This is a genomic window from Prevotella sp. CAG:255, from assembly GCF_000431195.1.
Taxonomy (GTDB): Bacteria; Bacteroidota; Bacteroidia; order Bacteroidales; family Bacteroidaceae; genus Prevotella; species Prevotella rara.
In genome coordinates this window covers 63,143-87,425 of sequence record NZ_HF986775.1, presented here as the reverse complement: position 1 = coordinate 87,425, position 24,283 = coordinate 63,143, and the positions used below count along the sequence as shown (strand labels likewise).

The following is a 24,283-nucleotide window of genomic DNA, read 5'->3' as shown; positions in this document are numbered from 1 at the left end:
GAATATCAGGATCTGTGATCCGATTACTTCCTATTTCTGTCATTATCATATTGTTTTAAACTCGCTTAGACATTTAGATTTTTAACTTTTAATTTTTAATTTTCGCCAGAACTGTCCGATTACTTCCTATTTAAAATTACCTTATAACATTATACCAATTTGGTATTTGGATTTTTAACTTATCATCCTTAACTTAAATAAGCGGTATTTTAAGCGGATCAGAGATCCTTATATTCAATTCCGGCGGAGCGCAGATCCGCCGGCACATTAGTCTTGTTGATTATTGACGCAAGCATTACTTTTGCACATGGATTTTTCACTCTTCGTTCTTCACTCTTCACTTAAATATGCTCCTAGCCAACTCCGTTGGCGATAACTCCTCTAACTACTTTAACTACTAATTACAATATCCAACAAAGCAATTGGATTTTTCACTTTTAACTGTTAATTTTTAATTGCGCAAGCCTGCTTGCGCACTACGGTTCCCCTAATGCCTCTACGATCAGTTTTACCTGTGCGGGCGTATAGGTGCGCGACTTAGGCGATGCGCCTATGGCTGCAAGTTGTTCACGAAGGTTAGGATAGCGGTCTATCCATAATGAGAGCTTATGATAGGCGGCACGGGGATTCATGTCGGGGCAGTAAGCCTGGGCAAGCTCCATGCGGCCGTATGTGCGTATCTTGAAACATTCCATATCTGCTTTGACTTAAAGACTCCGTCGCTCCGTAGAAAGGCGTGAGATGCCTGCGGCAACGGGGACTGTTATTATGTAGCTAAGATACGAAAAAATTGCGAGATAAGCAAAGGTTTATGTAACTTTAAGTCACTGTAACTCACCATTTTACACATTATCTCATTTCTGACTTTTGCAGTGTTGTATCTTTGCAAAAGAAAGTTCAGTAAATTGATAATTATGAAACGTAGTTCTGCGTAAGCTAAAAGAAGTTCAGCATAAGCTAATTGGTGAAACAGGAAGTAAGCGGATTGAAAATCCTGATATTCCTTTCCGGCGGAGCGCAGATCCGCCGGCACAATAGCCAACGTAGTGATTGCGAGAAGAATCAATAATGCATTTGACTCTAACTACTAGCCAGCTCCGTTGGCGATAACTACCATAACTACTTTAACTCCTGACAAGAAACGGAGTTCGGCGCAGCTAATTGGTGAAACAGGAAGTAAGCGGATTGATAATTAGCTACGCTGACCGTTGGTTCCTGATATTCCTTTCCGGCGGAGCGTAGATCCGCCGGCACATTAGCAAACGTAGTGATTGCGAGAAGAATCAACAATGCATTTGACTTTAACTACTAGCCTGCTCCGCTGGCGATAACTCCTATAACTACTTTAACTCCTGACAAGAACGGGTAAATTAATTATGAATTATGAATTGTGAATTGTGAATTATAATCGTATTATTAATCTTTAAAACTTAAAAAACTATGATTCGTTACAAATTGTATCAGAACAAGATGGAAGGCAACACGGGGTATAACCTATGGTACGCCCGCGCCGTGTGCGACGAGACTTACGACACGGAGATGCTTGCCAAGCACATGTCTACTCACAACACTCCCTACTCGCCCGGAGTTATACACGGTGTGCTGAAAGACATGATTGCATGTATCAAGGAACTGCTGCTCGACGGCAAGAACGTTAAGCTGGACGACCTGGCGATATTCTCCGTCGGTATAAGGAGCAAGGGTGCCGCCTCTGTTGCCGCCTTCAACGTGGCCGAATATGTCAGCGGTCTGAAACTCCGCGCACGTGCCACCGGTAACCTCTCGACCTCTACCTTGAAACAGGACGCCGTGGTGAAACAGCTCACGAAATACTCGGTAACTGACACCGGCGAAGGAGGAGGAATTTAAGTGAAAAGTGAAAAAACAGAGTTTGACGTTAGTCAATCCAATTGTATTGTAGGTCCTTTTCGCAAGCATTATGTTTGCCGTTGACTCTAACTTTAACTCATGGTTGAATTGAACCCACAAGACATATGGATTTTCATTCTTAAGTTTTCACTTTCGTAATACTGCGATAGTTTAAGCGGATTGAAAACAGCCCTACGCAGAGTGACGAAAAGAAGCCACTTTGAAGCCTCCCCACGGGGGAGGTTTGGAGGGGCTCTTTTTCTTTAACTTAATATTAAATTTATAATAAATATGAACGACCAGAAGAAAACTATCTTTAAGATTATTATTCAGACTGTAATCAGTGTGCTGTCGGCTGTGGCTGCAGCTTTCGGCTTACAGAGTTGTATGTAAACTTACATGACCGATGAGAACAATTACTCTTATCATCATTCACTGCTCGGCGACTCCCGAAGGGAGGAGCCTGAGCTTTGAGGAGTGCCGGCGCGACCATATAATGCACAGACACTTCCGAGATATCGGATACCACTTCTATATCACGCGCGACGGCACCGTGCACGACGGACGGCCCATAGAAAAGGTCGGAGCGCACTGCGAAGGCCATAACTCCCACTCTATCGGCATCTGCTACGAAGGCGGACTTGACGCCAACGGCAAGCCGGCCGACACCAGGACTGAAGCCCAGCGCAAAGCCTTGAAATCTTTAGTAGAGAGAATGCACCGTCTGTTTCCTAAAGCCCTTATCGTAGGCCATCATGACCTAAACCCACGCAAAGCATGCCCATGCTTTAAAGTGGAGCCATAATTGGGTCGGAACGAGGATTCCGTAATGTCTATGTCAGGAGTTAAAGTAGTTAAAGACTCTTCACTTAAATATGCTCCTAGCTCACCTTAGTGAGCGATAACTCCTTTAACTTCTTTAACTCCCAATTACAATATCCAACAAGGCATTTGGATTCTTCACTCTTCACTCTTCGTTCTTCACTTAGAAAATACTCCTTTAACTCCAAATAACAATATACTCAACAAGACAATTGCAAAAATAATTAACAAATAACAGAATTATTAAGACATTATCATTAACATGGCATTGGGGCTTATGGTAAGATAAATAACACAGAAAGAACATGAAAAATGGACAAAACGAGGCTATTTGTTTCGTATATGACAAATTTAGGGCGGATATAGAATAATCTTAATCAAAGTTAAATCCGTAATTTTGCACACCAAAAAAGCGACATAAAGTATGAGATTACGGAAATTAGCCGTGTTGTTATTATTTGCCGGCAGCAGTGTTATGGCGTGCCGGGTGTCCGCTCAGAAACCGTTGAGGATGACAATTGACGAATTGTTTAGAAGAGTGGAACAATCGAATGTAGAAGTTAAAGCGGCACAAAAGGATGTGAACATTTCCAGACAACTAGAAAAGAACGCAAGGGCAAAGCGACTGCCCGACATCGGTCTGGAAGCAGGAGTAAATTATCTGGGGGATGCAACAATTCTGGAACGTGACTTTTCGGACCCTACACGTTCGGCAATGCCCCATCTGGGCAACTTGCTTTCTCTTTCGCTCTATCAGCCTCTATACTCCGGAGGTGAGATAACGGCAGGAATACAGAAGACGAGATATCAGACACAGATGGCATCTACCGACCTGAAGATTGTTACGGATAACATTAAAATGGAGGTGCTCGACTGCTATCTCAGTCTTCTGAAAAACCGCAACCTGCTGAGTGTGTACGACGAGAACATCAAGCTGACAAAACAACTGATTGAGGAGATGAAGGTGCGCTCTGAACAAGGGCTGGCACTGGCAAACGACGTTACGCGCTACGAACTGACCCTGTCGAACCTTACTTACGACAGAAGCACCGTGGCCGACGCCGTGGAACATCTTAACTACAGTCTGCTGGTGTATCTCGGACTTGACGAAGGCACGATGATAGAGCCATGGCTCGGCACGGACGAGATGAATCTGCCCGACCTTGGAGCAAGCCACTGGAGACAGGAGGCCGAGATGTCGCCAAAGCTGAAACGGCTCGACCTGGCCTACTCGCAGGCTAAGACCGAAGAGAAGATTGTGCGCAGCCGCATGATGCCAATGATAGGACTGACGGCAGGCAACAGTCTCGAAGGCCCGATAACCAACTGCGCTCCCGTGAAGAACAACAACATTAACACATGGTGGGTGGGCGTGAAGCTGTCGATGAACCTGTCGGCCTTCTACAAAGACAACACCTCGCTCAACGCCGCAAGGATGCAGACGGCAAAGCTGGTGGACAACCGCCAGGCCGAAAAGGAAACTATAGACCGAAAGGTGGACCAGATGTACAAATACTACACCGAGGCATGCCATCAGGTGGAGACGCAGAAAAAGAACGTGGAACTGGCCAACGAGAACTACAGGATTGTGGAGCAGCGCTATTCGGCCGACCTGTCGCTGCTGACCGACATGCTCGACGCATCGACGTCAAAGCTCGACGCCGAGGTAAGACTGGTTAACGCACGCGTGAATGTGGTGTACTATTATTATCAACTAAAATATATTTCAGGAAACTTTTAAACATGAACCGCAAGACAAGACGAATGATCCAGAACATCGTGGTTCTGGCTGTGCTGGCAATAGGTATATGGTGGATATGTGTACAGTTTATAAAATTCAACGTTTCAACCTTCACTGACAACGCGCAGGTGCGCCGACACATCGTGCCGGTGAACGCACGCGTGCAGGGCTACATCAAAAAGGTGTGCGTTGAGGAATATTCCTTCGTGCATAAAGGCGACACGCTGGTGATACTCGAAGACAGAGAATACAGGCTGAAGCTGGCAGAGGCCGAAGCCGAACTGCAGAACGCCGTGTCGGGCAAGACGGTGATGAGCTCGGCGATAAGCACCACGGAAAGCAACATAGGCGTGAACGAGGCGTCGATACTGGGCACAAAGGCCGAACTGGAGAACGCCGAACGCGACCTGCAACGCTACTCGGTGCTGCTGAAAAACAAGGCCGTTACGCAGAAACAGTATGACGACGTGAAGACAAGATATGAAAGCACAAAGGCCGAATATGACATGCTGTGCAGGCAGAAGCGCTCAACGTCGCTGACCAAGAACGAACAGACAAAGAAGCTGGGACAGCAGGACGCAAGCATAAAACTGGCCAAGGCGCGCAAGGACTATGCCGCACTGGACGTGTCGTACACCGTGATAACGGCACCTGCAGACGGATATACATCGAAGATAACGCTGCAGGAGGGACAGCTCGTGCAGCCAGGACAGACGCTGATGTCGGTGGTTGACGAAAACGACGTGTGGGTTGTGGCCAACTATAAGGAGACACAGACGGCAAAGATGAAGCCAGGCGACCGAGTGAGGATAACCGTAGACGCCATACCGGGCATTGAATATGTGGGCGTGATAGAGGCCATGTCGAACGCCACGGGGGCACAATACTCCATAGTGCCGCAGGACAACGCCACGGGCAACTTTGTGAAGGTGGAACAGAGACTGCCGGTGAAAATACGCTTCACGAAAGAGAACAGCAAAGAGAACATAAGGCGGCTGCGTGCCGGCCTGAACGTTGAATGTGAAATGATCGACTGATAATGGCCAAGCTATATCATACGACAAACACCGTTATACGCACGCGGCAGCTCCTGATGTATAAAGACTGGGTGCCGCCACGGCTGCGCTTCTGGCTGTATATGGCGTTCGGCTTTCTGTATCAGTATGTGGGAAGCATCAATACGTCGTACTCAAACCAGATTGTAAGCGAGATAGCGCTGCTCAACGAGGACATACAGATGGCAGGCTACTGCACCCTGGGCGGCATAACGGTGTGCTTCCCGGTGATGTACAGGCTGAAATTCTATATGTACACTCGGCAGCTGTTTTTCGTTTCTGCCATCGGAATAATAATATGCAACGCCCTTACCATGTCGGTAACCGAGCCGTGGATGATATGGGGACTGGCCTTCATTGCGGGCTTCTGCAAAATGCTGGGCATGTTTGGCTGCACGAGCGTGTTCCGTCTATGCGTAACGCCGTCGCGCAACTATGCCGTGTTCTTCCCTGTTGTCTACATCATGGTGTGCGGCGGAACATATCTTTCTGGCATAACGACGGCATATCTTACATACTACGGCAACTGGCGACTGATGAACCTGTTTGTCATAGCGCTGATGATGATTCATTGCGGCATAGTATATTTCATGATGAAACCCGACCATCGTCCGGGTCCGTTCCTGTCGCTAAAGGGTGTCGACTTCATAGGTCTGTTCCTCTGGAGCGCGTTTCTGATATCAGGCATGTGGCTGTTCACCTACGGCGAGTATTACGACTGGTGGACGAGCAGCACTATATGGCAGGCCACGGGCATAACGCTTGCGTTTTTTTCCGCAGCCCTGTGCCGGTCGAAGTTTCACGAAAAGCCGTATCTGCCGCTGTCTATATTCAAGTTCAGGTCAGTGCAGCACCTCATGCTGCTTCTGCTCGGCGTTGGCATTCTTCAGGCTGCACCCAAGCTGTTGCAGTCGATATATCTGTCATCTGTGCTGAAATACGACTCGCTCAACACGATATCGCTCAACTGGCCTATACTCTACGGCGTGGTGGTAGGCTCGCTGCTGGCCTTTGCCACATTCGTAAAGTGGCACTGGGGATTCAAGAAATACTTTATTGTGGCGCTTATGCTGCTCACCTTTTACGAAGTGTCGATGTATTTTCTCATCGACGGCGACACCAACAGAGAGGCTTTCTTCATCCCTCTGTTTGCCTTTGGCGTGTCTGAGGTGATGATAGGCTCGGCGTCTAACGTATATCTGTCGCAGTCGCTCCCCTTCTCTCACTTCTTCTTCGGCCTCAACTCCATAGGCTACATACGCTGCGGCATAGGAACGGCCTTAGGTTCAGCCACGGTGCAGCGCCTATACAACTGGTCGATATCAAAGAACAGCCTCAACGCGGCCGACAACATGGACGGCACGGTGATGCCGTTCGACCTGCCGTCGTGGAGCGACACGATGGCTGTGATATCCAAGCAGGCCGTGATGATATCCATAAAGGAGTGCTACGGCTACATGACGGTCATAGGCATACTGATGATGATGCTCATCATTATTCACCACTACCGCCTGCCCGTAATCCGCCTGCTGCCCAGAATGGCAGCCATACGCCAATGGATGAACACCGAGAAGACCAACGACCCGAAGGGCTCCGTTATTCCGAACAAAGCGGAAGAGGACGACGAGGATGAAGAAGATGACGCTGACTGTCTGGAAGATAAAAAAGAAAAAGAGAACTGACGGAAGACAGACACTCCAAAAAACTTCACCTTTCGCCAGCTCCTCGGAATGAAGAGCAAATAGAAGGCTAAAACACTAAGACGGCATAAAAGTTGTAAAATTTTGAACAGTTAAGTATGTTATATATATATTACTGTTCAAAATTTTACTATATTTGCAAAAACAAACAATGTTCTCAATATCCATGCTAATCTAAATAAGCATGCTTACCAGACATCTTGTTTGAGTAAACTTTATCCGTACATCATGAATAATGTTTTAGCAAAACTCGGCAACATACCGGTAACGTCCTCAATAATTGAATCACTATATCCACAATTAAAAGGAGGAAGCCAAAAAATAAGACAACTTGAGAAAAGCGGAGATATTATCCGCCTTAAGAGAGGACTGTACATATGTAATCCTGAGATATCAGACAGGCCTCTGTCTACCGAGCTTATCGCCAATCATCTTTACACCCCGTCATATGTATCTATGTCTTCTGCATTGCGTTACTATGGCCTCATACCTGAAATGGTTTACACTATGCAGTCAATGACGCTAAAACATTCACGTAGCTTTGACACTGCATTTGGACGGTTTGAATATACATACACCCCAAGAAAATCATTTTCAATAGGACTGTCGAGCATTGAAAAGGACGGATATGCGTTCGTGATGGCTACACCGGAAAAAGCACTATGTGACCTGATTGCCAACTCACCAAGCGTAAATCTAAGATCCATAAAAGATGCTGAAACGTATCTTGAAGAAGACATACGCATGGAGATGGACGACTTTTTAATGATGAACGTAAACATCTTTGAAGAATATGCCAAGACTGGCAAAAAGTCGGAATCAATAAGAACCTTAATAAAACTGCTAAACAATGACAAATGACATTTACGACAGTATGCTTTCGGCATACGACCTTTCTACCGAACAGAAGAAACGCAATGCCATATTTGAGGTTAACCAGCAAATAATACTTGCCGGTCTTTATAACGGAGGTTTCTTCAACATGGCTGCGTTCTATGGCGGTACATGTCTTCGTATTTTCCATGGTCTTCAACGCTTTAGCGAAGACATGGCCTTCTCTCTTTTGGCACCTGACGACGAATTTGATTTCAAGAAATATTTTCAGCCCATCATCGATGAATTTGCCGTTGTGGGAAGAAACGTGGAAATAAAGAAGAAAGACAAAAAGAGTTTCGGAAAGGTTGAATCGGCATTTCTAAAAGACAACACTGATGTTTACGACATATCTTTCCGTACAGACAAATCGATAAAAATAAAAATTGAGGTTGACACACAGCCACCGCTGAAATTTGAAACTGAGCAAAAGTTGCTGTTGCAGCCACATTCATTTATGACACGCTGCTTTGTTTTGCCCGACCTGTTTGCAGGCAAAATGCATGCACTGGTGTACCGTGCCTGGAAAAATCGTGTAAAGGGACGCGACTGGTATGATTTTGAATGGTATGTACGCCATAATGTACCACTTGACTTCAAGCATCTGGCAGAACGCGTAAAGCAGTTTAATAATGAGGAAATTGACATGGATACATTTATCGCGTTGCTGAAAGAAAAATTATCAACTGCCAATATAAATCAGGTTAAAAATGACGTCCTGCCTTTTGTCAGGAATCCGAAAGAACTGGATATCTGGTCAAATGATTACTTTGTACAACTGGCAGATATGATAAAGATTATAAATGTGTAAGAAATAACAAAAACTCGATGATATGAAAGAAATAAGATGTCCTAAATGTCAGAGCGTGTTTCAGGTAGACGAGGCCGACTATGCTTCTATCGTCAGTCAGGTTAAGAACGCCGAGTTTAACGACGAACTCAACCGCAGACTTGAAGAAGTGAGGAAACAATATGCGGCAGAACTGAAGGCCGACGTGATGAAGTCGGAACAGACGTTCGGACAGCAACTGTCGGCTAAAGACCTTGAAATAGGAGAAAAGAATACTGAGATAGAACGGCTGAAGGCGCAGATAGACAGCATGGCGCAGGCGAAGGCGCTTGAACTGGCTGAAGAGATGAGTAAGAAGGACCAGGAGATATCGGAACTGAAGGCTAAGATAGAGAGCACGGCACAAGCCAAGGCACTCGAACTGGCCGGAGAGATGAACAAAAAGGATCAGGAGATATCCGAACTGAAAGCCAAGATTGAGAGCACAGCACAAGCCAAGGCGCTCGAACTGGCCGGGGAGATGAACAAGAAAGACCAGGAGATATCCGAACTGAAAGCCAAGATTGAAAGCACGGCACAGGCCAAGGCACTCGAACTGGCCGGAGAAATGAACAAAAAGAATCAGGAGATATCCGAACTGAAGGCTAAGATTGAGAGCATGGTACAGACTAATGCACTTGAACTGGCCGGTGAGTTGGCAAAAAAGGACAAGGAGATTTCGGAACTGAAATCCACCATTTCGCAGAGTAAGGATGCCTGTCAGATAGCCGTGCTTGAGGAACAGCGAAAGGCGCAGGACGCCATGAAGGAGAAAGACAACAAGATTGTTGAGCTTACGGGCATGGTGAACCAGCAGAAGAATGAGGCCGCACTGCGTGAGAACAACATAAAGGAAACTTACGAGATACAGCTGAAAAAGAAGCAGGAAGAGGTTGACTACTATAAAGACCTGAAGACAAGGATGTCGACAAAGATGGTCGGCGAGACGCTCGAAATACACTGCAGCACGGAGTTCAACCGCATGCGCCCGCTATTCCCCAACGCCTACTTTGAGAAAGACAACGACGCATCGGGCGGCAGCAAGGGCGACTTCATCTTCCGCGACTACGAAGACGGCTTTGAATATATCTCCATTATGTTCGAGATGAAGAACGAAATGGACCAGACTGCGACAAAGCATAAGAACGAGGACTTCCTGAAGAAACTCGACGAGGACCGCAAAGCCAAGAAATGCGAATTTGCCGTACTTGTGTCGCTGCTCGAACCTGAAAGTGAGCTTTACAACACGGGCATCGTTGACATGTCGCACCGCTATCCGAAGATGTACGTCATCCGTCCGCAGTTCTTCCTCCCGCTGATAACGCTACTTGTGCAGACGTCAAAGAAGAGCATAGAGTATCAGCGCCAGCTAGCCATTGCGCGCAGCCAGTCGGTAGACGTAACCAACTTTGAGAGCCGCCTCAACGACTTCAAGGAGAAGTTTGCCAACAACTACCGCATTGCGAGCGAGAAATTTAAGACAGCCATCGACGAGATAGACAAGTCGATAACTCACCTGCAAAAGATAAAAGAGGCCCTCGTAGGCTCCGAGCGCAACCTCCGCCTTGCCAACGACAAGGCAGACGGACTGACAATAAAGAAGCTTACATACAACAACCCGACTATGAAAGAGAAATTTAAGGAAGCACGGGCTGTTGAGGAGGATGAGGACGAATAATACTCCTGAATGACACACATCAGGCAAAAAACAATAAGCCCCGAAACATCATTATTTACACACACAAGAATGTAAAACCAATGACGCTTCGGGGCTTATTATTATGTCTAATACAGCCACCTAAAAAGCAGTTTGATATAAAAATATCCGCATAATTTATTTCAGCAAATTGACAAAATCCAATGCGTCATCAGGCAAACTATAAGTCAACTTACCGTTGTCCCTTAATTCCATAAGCAGACGTCCCTGAAGATTTGGACCGACATATTTGTCATCTACTAATTTTACGCCCCAAGTATCTGCATACTTTTTACGGAATGTTGTCTGATCCTCAACTATATATCTGTTGTCGGTATCTTTAAGTTTTTCCCTGAAATCTGCATTTTGATCATACTTACATTGAAGACAGAACTTTATTGCGTCAACAATCATCTGTCCCCAATCGCTGCGCCTGTAAGCTCTCTCCCATTTCTTTGCTTTCATCTTCGGATTGCCGGCACCATATATATCCAACAAAACATCCTTATCCTTAAACTTCATCATCTGGAAGAGCTGCTCAGCAGACTTAAATTCAACACCGTTGACTACTATTGGAGTCCGTCCGAAGTTACTTAATATGCCCCACTCTTCTTTAACTTTATGTATGGTTACACATTGCTCTTTCGGATAATCTTTGATAGAATAATACTGTGGATAGTATTTTTCTATGAATGGCGCTATGCTATAAAAACTCATATCTGCTATACTTCGTTGTTTAATTGAAAAACCGGGACGACAGTGTCTTGTATAAGATGTTTACTTGCATCCAGACAAACCCGGTCAATCCTTATTATCTCTATTTTGTTGACATTAAAAATCGCACGATTTGTACCAAGAGAAGGATTTCGCCATGAATATGGCCACACAATACAGTCGACACCGATTTTGTTATCCAAAAACTCGGCAGCGGCTTTCTCTCCGATAAAGTCATCATTCCCAGTAAGTGTGTTTGCCAGATATTTACGGAATAATTTCCCGTCAGCCTTAACCTTATCAGGAATTTTCTCACCAAGCACATTTTCTGTACGCATAACAATCTTTGCATTAACAGGCTGCTTAAACATTATGTAATTATCATCCATCAATGAAGGCACTGCCACGGTATAGACAAAGTTTTCACCTTCTGACTGTGCTTTTTGACCTGAATAATGGGCAGCAGAACTATATTTTGAAGTGACATACACACCATAACCGAACTTAATCTTTCCGCTTCCCTCCAAGACATGCTTCAAGTCAAACTCAGTAAAATAGTTATGTGAGCCATGATACATAATATCTGTATTTTGCATATTATTTTTTTCCAGCCAATTTCAATTCATAAATATTAATTAGAAGCAAATATATAAATTTTTCAGAAAATATAAAAACTGTCTATCTGAATGTTGGATATTTTAAATCCCAGAACTTTCATATGTTGTCCTCATGACGCACCACAATACGCCATGAGGAAACACAATAATAACCGGCAGAAGCAACATATAAATAAAGAACAAAAAAACATTGTTGCTTACCAACCGGTTATGACACGAAGCAAAAAGCTAAAATCCTATTCTTACCTTATTTGATTTTCCTATAACCTCGTTTTTACAATATTCCTCAATCTTAGCAAGATTGACATTATCTTCGCCATACAGGATTGAATCGACTACAGCTTTACGCGCCACATTTTCGATCTGACCTCCAGAGAACTGATACTTACCTGCAAGAAACGCAGCAGAACTGTCATCAATAGTTGTCATTATAGTCTGCCATAATTTCTTTCTGGCCTTTTCTGTTGGCTTTGTAAACTCTATTTTATACAAGAAACGTCGTTCAAAAGCCTTGTCGAAATTTTTAACAAGGTTAGTAGTAGCAATGAGTATGCCGTCGAAATTCTCCATTTCCTGAAGTATGATGTTCTGAATAGAATTTTCCATTTTGTCAACAGAGTTTTTTGCATTGTCAATTCGAGAACTGATAATGGCATCTGCTTCGTTGAAAAGCAAAATCGGAATACGCTCAGAACGCTTGCACATCTCTTTGTAATTGTCAAAAACAGCCTTTATGTTTTTTTCACTTTGCCCAACCCACATAGAGCGCATCCGTGAGATATTAATCTGCATAATCTCTCTCCCGGTACATCTGGCTATCTGCTTAACAGCTTCAGTCTTTCCGGTTCCCGGCGCACCATAGAAAAGTATAGAAAATCCTCTGCTCATATTCTTCTCCTCAAGCCTTTGGCGAACAGTATTCAGATTCTTATCACTAAGCAGTCCGCACAGTCTGTCATATTGCTCAGAGACGGTATTATCGAATATCATCTGCTTTTCATTAATCGCGTCAGGCTTCAATATGTCCGTATGTTCGTCATTCACCTCGTCATAACATGCAATCTTTACGTTGTCAAGAAGAATTTTACGTGCCTTGTCAGTAAGCATGAACGTTCCGCGGTCTTTAAAGCCATTGCTCATTGAGAAATCTATCAGTCCAAGCTTCATCAGTTCATGACTTCCGTTCTGCAATGCCCTTAACTGACGGGCGCGTACAGACTCCTCGTCAAACAAATAAATAAAATTATCCAGCGCAACATTTTTTTATGTTGCTGTTCATAAGACATCTTCCCATCTGTGACAACAAGAGGACAGATTCATCCTCCAAGATTAGCTTACGGAGCCCATCGACAAAACATATTTCTTTATTTTCATCATACAACTCGTTTATTTCAACAACAAGTTCTTCCGTGTCAATTTCTTCCATCTTGCGTAAACTGAGCAAATTATATACAAACGAAAACAGTTCATACAAATCAGAAGCCTTACGCGGTTTACATACATACGGCTCATTTGCCACCAAAGCGTCCATCACGCCGTCGTTTATCTTATAACCGTCAAACGGGCCATGTGCGCCGGATTTACGCAAGATACGTTTTTTCTCCAGTTCGTCAATCTCCTTCTGATAGCACAATATCTTCAGATTTTTACATTTAAGTTCACTTGCGATATCGGCAAGAGTTATGCACGGATCATTGCTGAAGTTAATATAAAGAGCCATTAGCACAGTCTGCATACTGTTTAGTTTCTGACGTTCGGCAACATATTGAATATACCTTTGTGCTCTCTTTATTGACGCCGCACTTAACGACTCACCTGCAACAATCTCCAATATTCTTTCAAGACAATTCATCATTGTCATATCTTTCTTTGGTATCGGCTTCAAGCGGGTTGACTTACCCTTGCTCTTTGATGCTAATTCGGTTTCTGAATTGTATGTATGTCTCATTTTCTCAATATTTTTTGTTTGTAAATAGTACCTGTATGTTTTTGCTGAAGAAGACACGAGAACATATCTTGACGAGAAAAGATATGTAGATATAACGCCTTCGCACCGATGTATGCGAAAACGTTATATCTAAATTTAATCTTTATACGGGATCACTCTGAACACCGAGCAATAAGTGTTCGCTGTCTTCTGCGTCGTCGTAGACATTACCTTCCGTGTCTATATAGAATGTCTTTCCGTCACGGATAAATTTAATCGGCTCATCTATGTCGTCATGCTTTATGTCATCATATTCAGGACTTACATATACATCATTCTCAAAGGCATAAAGTCCTTTCTTATCATCTTTTCTAAACACAGCAAACTGATCTTCAAGTATCTGAATGTCATCATGCTCAACAGGGGCCACAAACCGTCCGTCGGAATTTATCAAACCCCAATAGTCGTCAGCCATTACAATAAAGCAGCCATAATATATCAACGGCGCAATCTCATGATACTCGCATGGAGCAAGCATTTCTCCGGAGCCGTCAGATTTTACCATTCCGAAGTTGCCATGATTAATAACAATATAAGGCATATTTTTCACGAAATAGCAATATGTGAATGCTATTTTGTCAAACTTAGCCGGAACAAGAATTTCTCCCAATACATTTTTTACTCCTGCCTTACCATCCTCATAAAAGATAACATCTGACCAGTCGAAACCGTTTTTGTATTTTTCTGCTTCAGCCAGTGCTTCGTCTCTCAATTTCTCGTCTGTCAGTTTATCAGCCTTAGCCAGCATGTTGTTATACACGCTCAGATTCTCCGATGTCGCTTTAATATTTTTCATAACTTTTCGTTTTTATAGTTAATAATAATTTATAATCAATTTGTTTATTCTTTGTGTATGCCATTCTGTCATAACCTGATGATTACAACGTCATGCTTTCCGTTTTGAGAATAGTCTGGAAAAGAAAGATTCTTTCTGAATCATTTCCATGTTTGAGGTATCAGTATACTTATCTATATTCAGTCCATAAACAACATTCATGTATTTTGCAATGGTCCTGAATTCCTTACCATGACTCCACGTCGGGTTTACATTATTATAGTATAAGAAATAATGTATCATCTCGTGGGTCATTAGCGTCCGTAGTTGAGCATCTGTATATTTATACCTGTCGCTTATCATGATACAGGCAGATAGAATTACGTCATTATAATAGTCACATGTAAAAGAACCTACAGGATCTTTCTTATGCATAAAATCCAGCTGAGGACACGGCAAAGTTCCACCGAAGAATCTGAAATTACATTCATCATACATGTCATACAGGTCAGGCAATGTCAGCACCTTTGCTGTTGCAGCCTTTGTCTTTGTAGTTTTTTGTCTATGTTTCATTGGCAATGCTTTTTAAGTTAAACATATTTATGTCAAAATAGGGGTGTTTCAAGTTTCAGTTTTTATTGTCGGATCTTTGTTGGCACCATTTTCATCACCAGCAAAAAGTAAGCCAATAGTTTCTCATACTTGATTTTTGTGCTACTACAGACAACGTCCCTTAGAAATTATCTGCTTTTTCATTCTTTAATGCATATCCTGAGGTCAAAATGTCATCTGGTTTCCTATAGCATCCTATCGAAACATTATCTCGTTTATTTTGTAAATATTGTTCCGCCATATCTTGTTCGTTTTGTTTTCATATTGCAAATTATACGGCAGTTATTTTTACTATCCAAAATAGGCTTAATAAATTTAACAACATTTTAAGATTTCTCAGCCAAATTAAAATATGTTTACCATTTTCCAACTTATTATATGGAATATCTGCCACATATCATTTTTCTCGTTTTTCATGCAAATAACCGTATATCAACAATAAAATATTTGCATATAATTTATTCTTTAAGCACCAATAAATGCGACAAAAAATAAGTTTTATTAAACAGTTCTAATAATTGCCTTATATTAAAATTACAACTACTACCTTAGTGTTTATAAATGAAAAAGCCCGACACTGATTATTTTTTATCAATGACGGGCAACAAATCTATTTTGAACTAAAATTTATTCTATATTATCATCCATACTTTGTCTATTAATTCTGACAGTTAGGTTTTGAATAGCAGACCTGCCAGTACGTATACCAGGAATATTTATTGAAAATCCAACTATATCCTCACAAGAATTCAAGGGGTATCTTTTACTGTTTATATTTGGTCTTGAGTTCCTGTCAATAATGTAAATCACAAGCTGAGGAATAGTTGACATCCCAAGCTTTTCACGTAAAAGATTCAAAGCTGTCATATTGTGCTTAACATTTCTCATCTCTGACAAGATTTCTTGATCATCTTTTCTCACATTAATATCAGAAAGGAAGTCATTAAACGAACGAAGTACACCTATATTTATTGTTCCATCTCCTGTTTCTTCATATCGGCGTGTTCGGTTCACTTTATTTATAGATATAGTGTCCGTGATCCGTCGTTCTCCGAGAGTTTCATTATGTCTGATACCAGCAAAAATAACACTCCAATTATCAAGCAACCCATTATTATAAACTTTATCCAACCACTTTTTAAAGACATTTAAGTCATTAAAACCTTTAAGTCTTTCAGAATATTTGTATTTACTCAAAAAGAATTTTATTTTTTGTGGAGGAATGTTCTTCCAAACTTTATTGTTTACTGCATATGGGTTTTCATGAACATCGGTTGACGAATTTCCTAACGACTCTATGAATGTCGACAAAAGATTAAGATTACTTTCAAGCATATTTTGATCATTCGTAAACACTCCTGTTTCCATGGTATGACCAGTAAAATCATAAGTTGCAGCAACGGCACCCTGCATTTTATTATCCGATACAATCTTAAGAAACTGTGTTGACGGCGATATCATGATTTTCGGACCACAATCAGCAGGATTCAGACCAATTTCTGCCATAAATTTTATTTCATTTCGAAGTTTCTGATCCATTTCAGAAATAAAACGGAACTGATCTCTTACTCTTGCTGAAAGCCATATTCGAGGGATAAGTTCATACCCTTTTCTGTAACCGAACCAGCGCCCCATCTGCATAAGAGTATCTGCACATCCTGCCGGTCTGAGAAAATAAGTTGAAATCAATCCCTCTATCGTAAGCCCCCTAGAAAGAGTATTTCCTCCAATAACCAGGAATGCAGGAGCATCACAAGGCATTTCGTTATTGTTAGGATAAATCAGTCTTGAGTTATTATTAGCGTCACTGTTGTCTATACATAGATGAATGCCTGAACTGTATTCTATTTGCTCATTGTCCAAATTCATTTCTAATGGAATAAGGCCTGATGATAAAATATTTTTTATATGCTCATGTAACTCCTCAAATGTAAGGTAGTCTTTTACACTATTTGCATAATTTTTATATTGCTCTATAAAACTTGATTTGCTGAAACTTTCACATTCACGCTCCCAAATTATACGGCATATATTAATAATATCTCTTTGTTTCTTTGAATCAAAAAATGACCTTATAGCATTTCCTATGTTGCTATGAGCATTAGTTAACCGACTTGTATGAACAAGCATACTTACAGGTTTCCGATAACCTATACAGCGCATATATGCCACACCACATAAGAACCAACAGATAGCATCTACCAAACTTTTAGGAATCTCGCTTCTTGTTCCGTCCTGAATATCCTTTACATTTTGAATATCACTATCCGGTATCAATCGTACAATGTCAATTCCAGAAAAAGAAATCGAATCATCATCACTCTCATATCCAAATATTTGTTGAGGACCAAAATATTCGTCTGAAACTGAAAGTGTTGCAATGAAATTGGACGGATATAACGATTCCTCTCCAGGAGCTTCATTCAGGACATTAGCATATGGCGTTGCGGTATAACCTATATAGTTAACAGCTTGGAAATTGCAACAAGCCTGATCTCCTTTGGAATTTCTGTTATTGACTAAATTTAGAATTAACCTATTTATAGTAGTACGTTGGGATTTGATTGCTGTATTTATGCTGGCCTGGTCTGCTTCATCATCTATTATAAGCAATCGAATTTCTTTTCTGGAACACTCATTACTATTGAGCCAGTCTATTAGGTTCTTAAGTCGTTTTGAATTCTTAAGACATACAGTAAGATAACGCATTTTACTCTCCTCTGTAAAATTTTTATCACATAGCCTTCGTCCATAACCTTCTACTCTTTGTGGTTTGTCTATTGCCTCCCAATTCAAGCTACAACTATTGGAATTCAAATCCTCTACCAATCTCCTCAATGTCTGAGCTCTAAGGTTCTCCATCATTCCAGACAATACGATAAACATATTCCATCCGGCATCAGCGGCCATTGCCATAAGAGCAGCCATATTTGCTGTTTTACCTGACTGAACATTACCAATAACCAAGCCCTTTACAGCTCCAGTTTCATGCGTATCACGGCTCAACTGACGGAGGATTTTAATATTAGCGTCTTCCATGACATTAACTACTTCATTTTTAAAACCTTTGCACCTTATGAGAAGCCTTTTATAGCATTGCCATGCAGAATCCTCGTCTGAAGATACATTAATGAGATTCTGCTCGTTTGTTGCATGGATAACTGTGGCTCCTTTGGTATCAATTAATTTCTCAAGACTCTCTTCTTCATTACGCTGTTGTTCGACAAGTTGGTACCATTCTTCTACAGTCAAAACAGGCCAATCCATATATTCAGTTGCAATAGCAAGAAATGTTCTTAGTTCAGCTTCTGAACTACCTTTTCCATAACGTAAATCATCCCATGATTTTCCTTTTATACGGCCTTCTTTTATCCATTCAATCTGTTTCTTCATCATTTCCCTAAAAAATTATTGGTTTGACATAGGTAAATATTCTACTTTTATTTCTTCTTTGAGTCGCAAAGCTATGAGATTCAGTATTTTCATTGCTTCTCTTGCTGTAAATGGTATTAACATATACAAAGTTTCATCAAGTTGAAAACGGTTACCATTTGGATTGGTTGCAGAAAAAAGATCCTGATTTTTACTAATCTCAATATTTGCTTTATTAGACACTCTTCGCGGTCCAAGCCTATAGATACAATCAGCAAATACCTGCCGATAGCTCTCATGGTCAATTACATCACCATTAGGCATTGTAACGACAAGACGATTTTTATGACGAGTTGTCCCAGGTTTATTCGGATCAGCAGTACCTTTAAACATTCCAACCTCAACTTTCATGTCTAGATTAAATTGACTATTAAGATTGATCAACTGATTAGTCTTTTCACGAGTATCTGTCTGATTAAAGTAGTACCATCCTGGTACTATCTCTTTGATATATCTTTTTAACTTAGGATTATATGATTGAGAAACCACTCTATTTTTTCCACGCATAAATGTAATTTCCGGAAATCTTTCTTTGCCTATTTTCCTTAACACTGCTATAACAGTGTTTACTGGTGATTTATAACAGAATTCCGTTCCGTCTATAAATGTTACTTTAATTATTTCCGCCATATTTATATCTTATTTGAAATTTATTATACGTTATTTGTGTTGAATAAATTCAGCATAATTACTTTCTTGCAGCAGATGGAATTGTTTTACTTATCATCTCGCTCAACAATTTAGCTGCATCAGCTTCACTGCATTTACCACTCAAAGGATAAAGATTTATTTGTAGTTGGTTGTCATTCATAGCTTTTAGTTTTCTTGAAAGCAAAGTTAATGGTTTTTCTTGAAACTATAAAACGTTTCTTATCTTTTTGTAAAAATTTAGTAAACTATTAGCAGGCTCCGAGCGCTGTGGCGTACTAAATAAATTGTCAATTCTCTCCAATAAAAGAAAGTATGTCAGTACACCGCAATTGACTAAAATTAGTGTCCCGGTAACGAATAAAAAACGGGCCACTTTCGGTTAAAAAGTGGCCCACTTACGATGCGTAAACGATAGGTTAATGATTTAAAACCTAAACACTGTTATTTGCTTACACATTTGCTTGCAAAAACATTTTTCCTGCTTATCTTTTAACCATAAGCGCATGTTTTCCTTTCAATTTTCAGCACTTAAAATCTTATATGCCAAAGACGGCGCAGACATTATACGTCTAAAGTAACAAAACAGACATATAACATTTTACATTTTTATCAAAGCTACGACAATCAACCTTCCCTACCCTCTCTGTTTCTGTTTGAACAACTGAAGAGGTTTGCCGTAGTTGAGCATGCGCCAAATCCACTCTAGGGGGCCGAAAAGGCAGTAATGGAGCCACAGACGGCTTAGCAACATCTGAAGGACAAACACGCCGAGGGCTATAATCTCTGTAAGCGAAAGGCCCACGCCGGCACCAAGACCGAAGCCTATGCCGTAGAAAAGGAACATGCCTGCTATAGACTGACAGATGTAATTGGTCAAAGCTATGCGGCCGGGAGCAGCAAGGGCGCGCCATACCGCCGAACGGCTGCTACGGAGATAAAGCAGGCAGAGGGACGACATATAGGCGAAGCCGAGCGGATAGACGCTGACGGCGTAAAGCAATGAGTGGGCAGCGTTGCCAAAAGGATGACCGCCAACGGCGCTCCATGCATAGGCAACAGACAAAGGAAGACCGACACTGAAGCCTATAACCGACACGCGGCGCAGCAAGTGTCTGTGGGCTGAAAGGTCGGCATATATCTTCTGACGCCCTATGTAATAGCCTATCAGAAACAGGCCGAGGACCTTAAAATAGCGGTTGCCATCGACAAACTCCTGCACTCTCACCAACGCTCCCTGAATAAGAAACTGAAACACCTGAGCATAACTGTCGGCATCGCGCAGCCAATAGCCGAAGTTTTCTTCTGTTATGCCGTACTTGCGGCAGTAATGCCACTGAGCCTCAACGGCAGGAGCCGAGAGACTGACGCCGAAGATCTGTGTCAGTGTGTCGACAGCCACGGGCAGCAAAAGGAAGAAGGCTGCCCACGAAAGCATCTTCCGGTTGCTCACGTTTCTGAACAACGGCAGCACCATTCCCATAAGAGCATAAAGCATTAGTATGTCGCCGCTCCAGATGAACATAAGATGCAGGAATCCTATAGCGAGCAACACGGCCATGCGCCTATAGAACAGTCTGAAAGCTCCGTTGCCTTTCTGCTCGGCATGACTTATTATTATCGAGAAGCCCATGCCGAAGAGCAGCGAGAACAGGGTGTAAAACTTACCGTCGATGAACACATACTGCAAGAATCGCACTATCCTGTCCACACCGGCTGAAGGCATTGACGCGGCAACGTCGGCCGGCTGAAACGTATAGAGCGAAAATTCGGGATAGTTGGCAAGGCAGATGCCAAGCAAGGCAAAGCCTCTAAGTGCGTCGAGAATGACATAGCGTTCCGACGGCTTTACTGGGGAATAGTTGGTTTTGGACATGGATATATTTTTTAGGAGTTAAGGAGTTATGAAGTTAAGGAGAAGTTCCTTGAGCATAGCGAAAAAAGACGTATGCCTTGAGGGGTATTGTCATTTGGAGTTAAAGTAGTCAAAGGAGTTATCGCCAACAAGTTGGCTAGGAGTTAAAGCCATATGCTTTGTTAATCCTTATCCAAAGATAGACACAAGACATTTGGATTTTTCACTCTTCACTTTCGTAAGGCGCGGTTTAATTTTTACTTTTTAATTTTTAATTACGCATCGCGCTCCCCACCTGCTCTTCACATTCACAAGGCAAATCATAATTAGCTAACGCTGAACTTTGTTTCTCCATTCTCAACTCTCCATTCTCAATTATCAATTTACTTTCTGTTCACCATCATCACGCTTATCAGTATCACGGCAAGACCGGCGAGCTGTATCAACGTTACGTCCTCATGACCAAGGCCGGCACCGATGACTACAGCAACAACGGGATTGACGTAAGCATGAGTGGCAACTTCGGTGGCAGGACGCACACGCAGCAACCAGATGTATGCCGTGTATGCCATCATTGAACCGAATACTATAAGATATGCCAACGAAAGCCATGAAACGGCTGATACTGCGGAGAGCTGCAAACTGCTGAAATCGCCCGACAATCCTGCGCACAAGGCAAACACGACGCCCGCACCAAGCATCTGCCAAGCCGACGACGACAGTCCGCCGTCATCATTGTCGCGGATGTGATATTTTGAATAGAGCGTGCCGCATGCCCACGATATGCATCCGCCTATAAGCAGAAGCACGCCATACTCATAATGACTGCCGCCGTGGCGCTGCATGTTGAGCTGTTCGAGATAGAGCATTGCCACACCAATAAAGCCAAGCACGATGCCTGCCACGGTGGAGACACTTCTTAAATTGCGACGCCACTGCGGTACATCGAGCAGCATTATCCACAAAGCCGTAGACGAAGCCATTATTGCGACAAGACTGCTGCTGACATAGCGCTGGGCAAACATGATTACGCCCTGGTCGACAAACAGAAGAATGATGCCGCACACGGCCGACTTAAAGATAAGTCCACGGCGCAACAGCCGCTCGCCACGCAACCGGCATACAGCAAGCAAGGCCAGACCTGCCACGGCGAAGCGCACCGTGCCGAGCACGAACGGCGGAAAGTCGTGAAGACAAACCCCGATGAAATAATATGTGGAGCCCCATACAACGTATATGAGGAAATAGGCTGCAGCTACCGTAAGGCGGCCGAGTGGCTGTGGCATAGGCAGTTTGTTTGGTAAATAGTAATAATTGTCAGGCCGAAAGCAGCGCACCAGCCCTTTGGCCGGCACGTTGCCCTATATACGTCAGCACCATAAGCAATGATGTCAGCCTCTGGTCTTTATCTCGCAGTTGGCTGGTGCCTTGATGTTCTCGTCTATAGTTACCGAACCTATTGAGTCGGCCACAATAACGCCCGATGTCGGATTCTTGATGTTGGTGATGGCTCCGCGAATGTCGGCGTTGAGCGTAGAATACTCGAAGGCCCTGTCGCACTCACTGTCGAACGTGCAGTTTTCCAACACCAGGTCGTGAGCATAGCACAGCGGCTGTTCGCCTGAGATATGACAGTTTACAAGGCGCAGGTTGCGCGAGTGCCATCCAAGATACTCGCCGTTAAGCTCTGAGTCGTAGATAGTAACGTTCTCCACCTCCCAGAAGGCGTCCTTGGTGGTTATCTTGGCGTTGTGTATCTCTACGTTCTTTACATACTGGAACACGTATTTACTGTCGCTCTCAAAGCCGTCTATGCGTATGTCGTTGCTGAACATGAAGGGATATGTGCCGCCATGCAGCTTCAGGTTCTTCACGTTGATGCGGTTGCAGCGCCAGAAAATCTCGTCGGCATCGTTTATCTCAACGTTCTCAATGTCGATGTCGTTCATCTCGCGGAACATCTTCGGCGCGTCTATCACGGTGTTTTTCATCGTCAGATGGTCTGAATACCACAATGCAGAACGTCCGCCAACGGCAAAATAGCAGTTGTCTATCGTGAATCCGTGGACATGCCAAAACGGATAGTTGCCTTCAAAGCGGCAATTGGTGGCCACAATGTTGCTGCATTCCTTTATGGCCGACTCGCCTTCGCGTATGGTTACGTTGTTGATATGCAGGTCGTGCGACGCGAACAACGGGCGTTCGCCGCCAAATTCGGTGTTCTCAATCAGTTTCATAATATGTAATCTTTTTATAATTTATTTTTTCGTTGTCAGTAGAGCTGCGGAGCGTTTCTTGCGCATCCGCCTTTAACAGACTATCGTCAGCAACGATATTTCTGTTGCTTTTTCTTTTGCAAAAATACGTATAATCAGATAAAAAAGCTGTATCTAATTTACTGATTAGATGAAACAATTCACAGAAAATATGATTTGCTCAAATTAATTAACCGCCAATATAGGGCTTTTCGGCACAAAATGATGACACAGAAACATTTGGCGGAGCGACCTGATTACCCCGAAACAACAGTTTATACTTACACCTGAAAGCAGCTGAATAATAACAAAAAAGGTTGGCAGCAACGGCAAAACGGCCGACAGAATCAATGGCTTTTCAGCGCAAATCTGACTCTTCAATACATCTAACCACCGCAAGATCGGCCTCAGCCCAGTCGACTGAGCGCAGCTCTTTAGCGCCGAGCCACACATAGTCTACATGCTCCGAGAGAACGAACCCGTCTGACAGCGGCTCACAGAGGTATGCATTGAGCGTTATCGAAAAGTCGGGATAATCATGACGGGCAGCCACAATCAGGCTGCCTACAGATATGTCATAATCAAGTTCCTCGGCAAGTTCGCGTTTCAAAGCCTCCTGAGGCGTTTCGCCGGGCTCAATCTTTCCGCCCGGAAACTCGTATTTGTAGCTTGTATAACTGTATTTTGTGCGGCCCTTTTTCACGCAGAAATATTTTCCGTCCTTGCGTATTACAGCTGCCACCACATTATAATGTTTAGCGTTCATATTCAGCCTTTCTCCTTTTCTTGTTTCTTATATACTG

At 42.8% G+C, this 24,283-nt stretch carries 22 protein-coding genes; 9 read left to right on the top strand and 13 right to left on the bottom strand.

Going from position 1 to position 24,283, the window contains the following annotated elements; genetic code table 11:
• Positions 1-476: 476 nt before the first annotated feature.
• Entirely contained in the window at positions 477-695 is a 219-nt protein-coding gene (locus QVO66_RS02505) for a DUF4248 domain-containing protein (RefSeq protein WP_021853817.1), read from the bottom strand.
• Positions 696-1,440: 745 nt separating this feature from the next.
• Between QVO66_RS02505 and QVO66_RS02500 the strand changes: the two genes are divergently transcribed.
• The 9 genes from QVO66_RS02500 to QVO66_RS02465 all read left to right on the top strand — a co-directional run bounded on the left by QVO66_RS02500 (position 1,441) and on the right by QVO66_RS02465 (position 10,567).
• Complete coding sequence (locus QVO66_RS02500) at positions 1,441-1,869, top strand: DNA-binding protein (protein WP_021853816.1); 429 nt, start codon at positions 1,441-1,443, stop codon at positions 1,867-1,869.
• 291 nt (positions 1,870-2,160) lie between these two features.
• Entirely contained in the window at positions 2,161-2,262 is a 102-nt protein-coding gene (locus QVO66_RS13630) for a smalltalk protein (protein ID WP_021853815.1), read from the top strand.
• A gap of 13 nt (positions 2,263-2,275) precedes the next feature.
• Entirely contained in the window at positions 2,276-2,674 is a 399-nt protein-coding gene (locus tag QVO66_RS02495) for an N-acetylmuramoyl-L-alanine amidase (protein WP_021853814.1), read from the top strand.
• A gap of 441 nt (positions 2,675-3,115) precedes the next feature.
• A complete protein-coding gene (locus tag QVO66_RS02490) occupies positions 3,116-4,432 on the top strand; it encodes a TolC family protein (protein ID WP_021853813.1) in 1,317 nt (438 codons plus the stop codon).
• A 2-nt stretch (positions 4,433-4,434) separates the two neighbouring features.
• Positions 4,435-5,469: an HlyD family secretion protein gene (locus QVO66_RS02485; RefSeq protein WP_021853812.1), complete on the top strand. Its 1,035-nt coding sequence runs from the start codon at positions 4,435-4,437 to the stop codon at positions 5,467-5,469.
• A 2-nt stretch (positions 5,470-5,471) separates the two neighbouring features.
• Positions 5,472-7,169, top strand: coding sequence for an MFS transporter (locus tag QVO66_RS02480; RefSeq protein WP_021853811.1), 1,698 nt, complete (start codon positions 5,472-5,474; stop codon positions 7,167-7,169).
• Positions 7,170-7,415: 246 nt separating this feature from the next.
• Positions 7,416-8,048, top strand: a complete 633-nt coding sequence (locus QVO66_RS02475; protein WP_021853810.1) for a type IV toxin-antitoxin system AbiEi family antitoxin domain-containing protein — start codon at positions 7,416-7,418, stop codon at positions 8,046-8,048.
• Positions 8,038-8,871, top strand: coding sequence for a nucleotidyl transferase AbiEii/AbiGii toxin family protein (locus QVO66_RS02470; protein WP_021853809.1), 834 nt, complete (start codon positions 8,038-8,040; stop codon positions 8,869-8,871). Before QVO66_RS02475 ends, QVO66_RS02470 begins: the two co-directional genes overlap by 11 nt.
• Positions 8,872-8,893: 22 nt before the next feature.
• Positions 8,894-10,567, top strand: coding sequence for a DUF2130 domain-containing protein (locus QVO66_RS02465; RefSeq protein ID WP_021853808.1), 1,674 nt, complete (start codon positions 8,894-8,896; stop codon positions 10,565-10,567).
• Between the two features lie 156 nt (positions 10,568-10,723).
• Here QVO66_RS02465 and QVO66_RS02460 read toward each other — a convergent pair whose 3' ends face one another.
• The 12 genes from QVO66_RS02460 to QVO66_RS02405 all read right to left on the bottom strand — a co-directional run bounded on the left by QVO66_RS02460 (position 10,724) and on the right by QVO66_RS02405 (position 24,246).
• Positions 10,724-11,302 carry an NADAR family protein gene (locus tag QVO66_RS02460; protein WP_021853807.1) on the bottom strand — a complete coding sequence of 193 codons (579 nt, stop codon included), beginning with the start codon at positions 11,300-11,302 and terminating at the stop codon, positions 10,724-10,726.
• A 5-nt stretch (positions 11,303-11,307) separates the two neighbouring features.
• Positions 11,308-11,895 (bottom strand): hypothetical protein, encoded by a 588-nt coding sequence (locus tag QVO66_RS02455; protein ID WP_288172467.1) that lies wholly within the window; start codon positions 11,893-11,895, stop codon positions 11,308-11,310.
• 249 nt (positions 11,896-12,144) lie between these two features.
• Positions 12,145-13,149 (bottom strand): ATP-binding protein, encoded by a 1,005-nt coding sequence (locus tag QVO66_RS02450; protein ID WP_021853804.1) that lies wholly within the window; start codon positions 13,147-13,149, stop codon positions 12,145-12,147.
• A gap of 10 nt (positions 13,150-13,159) precedes the next feature.
• Positions 13,160-13,864 (bottom strand): hypothetical protein, encoded by a 705-nt coding sequence (locus QVO66_RS02445; protein WP_021853803.1) that lies wholly within the window; start codon positions 13,862-13,864, stop codon positions 13,160-13,162.
• A 142-nt stretch (positions 13,865-14,006) separates the two neighbouring features.
• The gene (locus tag QVO66_RS02440) at positions 14,007-14,699 is read right to left on the bottom strand and encodes a WG repeat-containing protein (protein ID WP_021853802.1); all 693 of its coding nucleotides are present in this window, start codon (positions 14,697-14,699) and stop codon (positions 14,007-14,009) included.
• Positions 14,700-14,789: 90 nt separating this feature from the next.
• Positions 14,790-15,251 carry a SprT-like domain-containing protein gene (locus tag QVO66_RS02435; RefSeq protein ID WP_021853801.1) on the bottom strand — a complete coding sequence of 154 codons (462 nt, stop codon included), beginning with the start codon at positions 15,249-15,251 and terminating at the stop codon, positions 14,790-14,792.
• A gap of 666 nt (positions 15,252-15,917) precedes the next feature.
• Positions 15,918-18,686 carry a Z1 domain-containing protein gene (locus QVO66_RS02430; RefSeq protein WP_021853800.1) on the bottom strand — a complete coding sequence of 923 codons (2,769 nt, stop codon included), beginning with the start codon at positions 18,684-18,686 and terminating at the stop codon, positions 15,918-15,920.
• Between the two features lie 12 nt (positions 18,687-18,698).
• The gene (locus QVO66_RS02425; RefSeq protein ID WP_021853799.1) at positions 18,699-19,352 is read right to left on the bottom strand and encodes a hypothetical protein; all 654 of its coding nucleotides are present in this window, start codon (positions 19,350-19,352) and stop codon (positions 18,699-18,701) included.
• A gap of 655 nt (positions 19,353-20,007) precedes the next feature.
• Entirely contained in the window at positions 20,008-21,246 is a 1,239-nt protein-coding gene (locus QVO66_RS02420) for a DUF418 domain-containing protein (protein WP_021853798.1), read from the bottom strand.
• Between the two features lie 362 nt (positions 21,247-21,608).
• Positions 21,609-22,511 (bottom strand): EamA family transporter, encoded by a 903-nt coding sequence (locus QVO66_RS02415; protein ID WP_021853797.1) that lies wholly within the window; start codon positions 22,509-22,511, stop codon positions 21,609-21,611.
• A 105-nt stretch (positions 22,512-22,616) separates the two neighbouring features.
• A complete protein-coding gene (locus QVO66_RS02410; protein ID WP_021853796.1) occupies positions 22,617-23,462 on the bottom strand; it encodes a DUF3737 family protein in 846 nt (281 codons plus the stop codon).
• Positions 23,463-23,838: 376 nt separating this feature from the next.
• Positions 23,839-24,246: a (deoxy)nucleoside triphosphate pyrophosphohydrolase gene (locus QVO66_RS02405; protein WP_021853795.1), complete on the bottom strand. Its 408-nt coding sequence runs from the start codon at positions 24,244-24,246 to the stop codon at positions 23,839-23,841.
• Between the last annotated feature and the right edge of the window lie 37 nt (positions 24,247-24,283).

Bases quoted from the DNA above. Each gene is read 5' to 3' on its own strand.
- QVO66_RS02405 (WP_021853795.1), bottom strand. From the start codon at position 24,246: ATGAACGCTAAACATTATAATGTGGTGGCAGCTGTAATACGCAAGGAC.
- QVO66_RS02480 (WP_021853811.1), top strand. From the start codon at position 5,472: ATGGCCAAGCTATATCATACGACAAACACCGTTATACGCACGCGGCAG.
- QVO66_RS02465 (WP_021853808.1), top strand. From the start codon at position 8,894: ATGAAAGAAATAAGATGTCCTAAATGTCAGAGCGTGTTTCAGGTAGAC.
- QVO66_RS02445 (WP_021853803.1), bottom strand. From the start codon at position 13,864: ATGAGACATACATACAATTCAGAAACCGAATTAGCATCAAAGAGCAAG.
- QVO66_RS02485 (WP_021853812.1), top strand. From the start codon at position 4,435: ATGAACCGCAAGACAAGACGAATGATCCAGAACATCGTGGTTCTGGCT.
- QVO66_RS02425 (WP_021853799.1), bottom strand. From the start codon at position 19,352: ATGGCGGAAATAATTAAAGTAACATTTATAGACGGAACGGAATTCTGT.
- QVO66_RS02410 (WP_021853796.1), bottom strand. From the start codon at position 23,462: ATGAAACTGATTGAGAACACCGAATTTGGCGGCGAACGCCCGTTGTTC.
- QVO66_RS02495 (WP_021853814.1), top strand. From the start codon at position 2,276: ATGAGAACAATTACTCTTATCATCATTCACTGCTCGGCGACTCCCGAA.
- QVO66_RS02430 (WP_021853800.1), bottom strand. From the start codon at position 18,686: ATGATGAAGAAACAGATTGAATGGATAAAAGAAGGCCGTATAAAAGGA.
- QVO66_RS02505 (WP_021853817.1), bottom strand. From the start codon at position 695: ATGGAATGTTTCAAGATACGCACATACGGCCGCATGGAGCTTGCCCAG.
- QVO66_RS02455 (WP_288172467.1), bottom strand. From the start codon at position 11,895: ATGCAAAATACAGATATTATGTATCATGGCTCACATAACTATTTTACT.
- QVO66_RS02420 (WP_021853798.1), bottom strand. From the start codon at position 21,246: ATGTCCAAAACCAACTATTCCCCAGTAAAGCCGTCGGAACGCTATGTC.
- QVO66_RS02475 (WP_021853810.1), top strand. From the start codon at position 7,416: ATGAATAATGTTTTAGCAAAACTCGGCAACATACCGGTAACGTCCTCA.
- QVO66_RS13630 (WP_021853815.1), top strand. From the start codon at position 2,161: ATGAACGACCAGAAGAAAACTATCTTTAAGATTATTATTCAGACTGTA.
- QVO66_RS02490 (WP_021853813.1), top strand. From the start codon at position 3,116: ATGAGATTACGGAAATTAGCCGTGTTGTTATTATTTGCCGGCAGCAGT.
- QVO66_RS02500 (WP_021853816.1), top strand. From the start codon at position 1,441: ATGATTCGTTACAAATTGTATCAGAACAAGATGGAAGGCAACACGGGG.
- QVO66_RS02415 (WP_021853797.1), bottom strand. From the start codon at position 22,511: ATGCCACAGCCACTCGGCCGCCTTACGGTAGCTGCAGCCTATTTCCTC.
- QVO66_RS02435 (WP_021853801.1), bottom strand. From the start codon at position 15,251: ATGAAACATAGACAAAAAACTACAAAGACAAAGGCTGCAACAGCAAAG.
- QVO66_RS02470 (WP_021853809.1), top strand. From the start codon at position 8,038: ATGACAAATGACATTTACGACAGTATGCTTTCGGCATACGACCTTTCT.
- QVO66_RS02440 (WP_021853802.1), bottom strand. From the start codon at position 14,699: ATGAAAAATATTAAAGCGACATCGGAGAATCTGAGCGTGTATAACAAC.
- QVO66_RS02460 (WP_021853807.1), bottom strand. From the start codon at position 11,302: ATGAGTTTTTATAGCATAGCGCCATTCATAGAAAAATACTATCCACAG.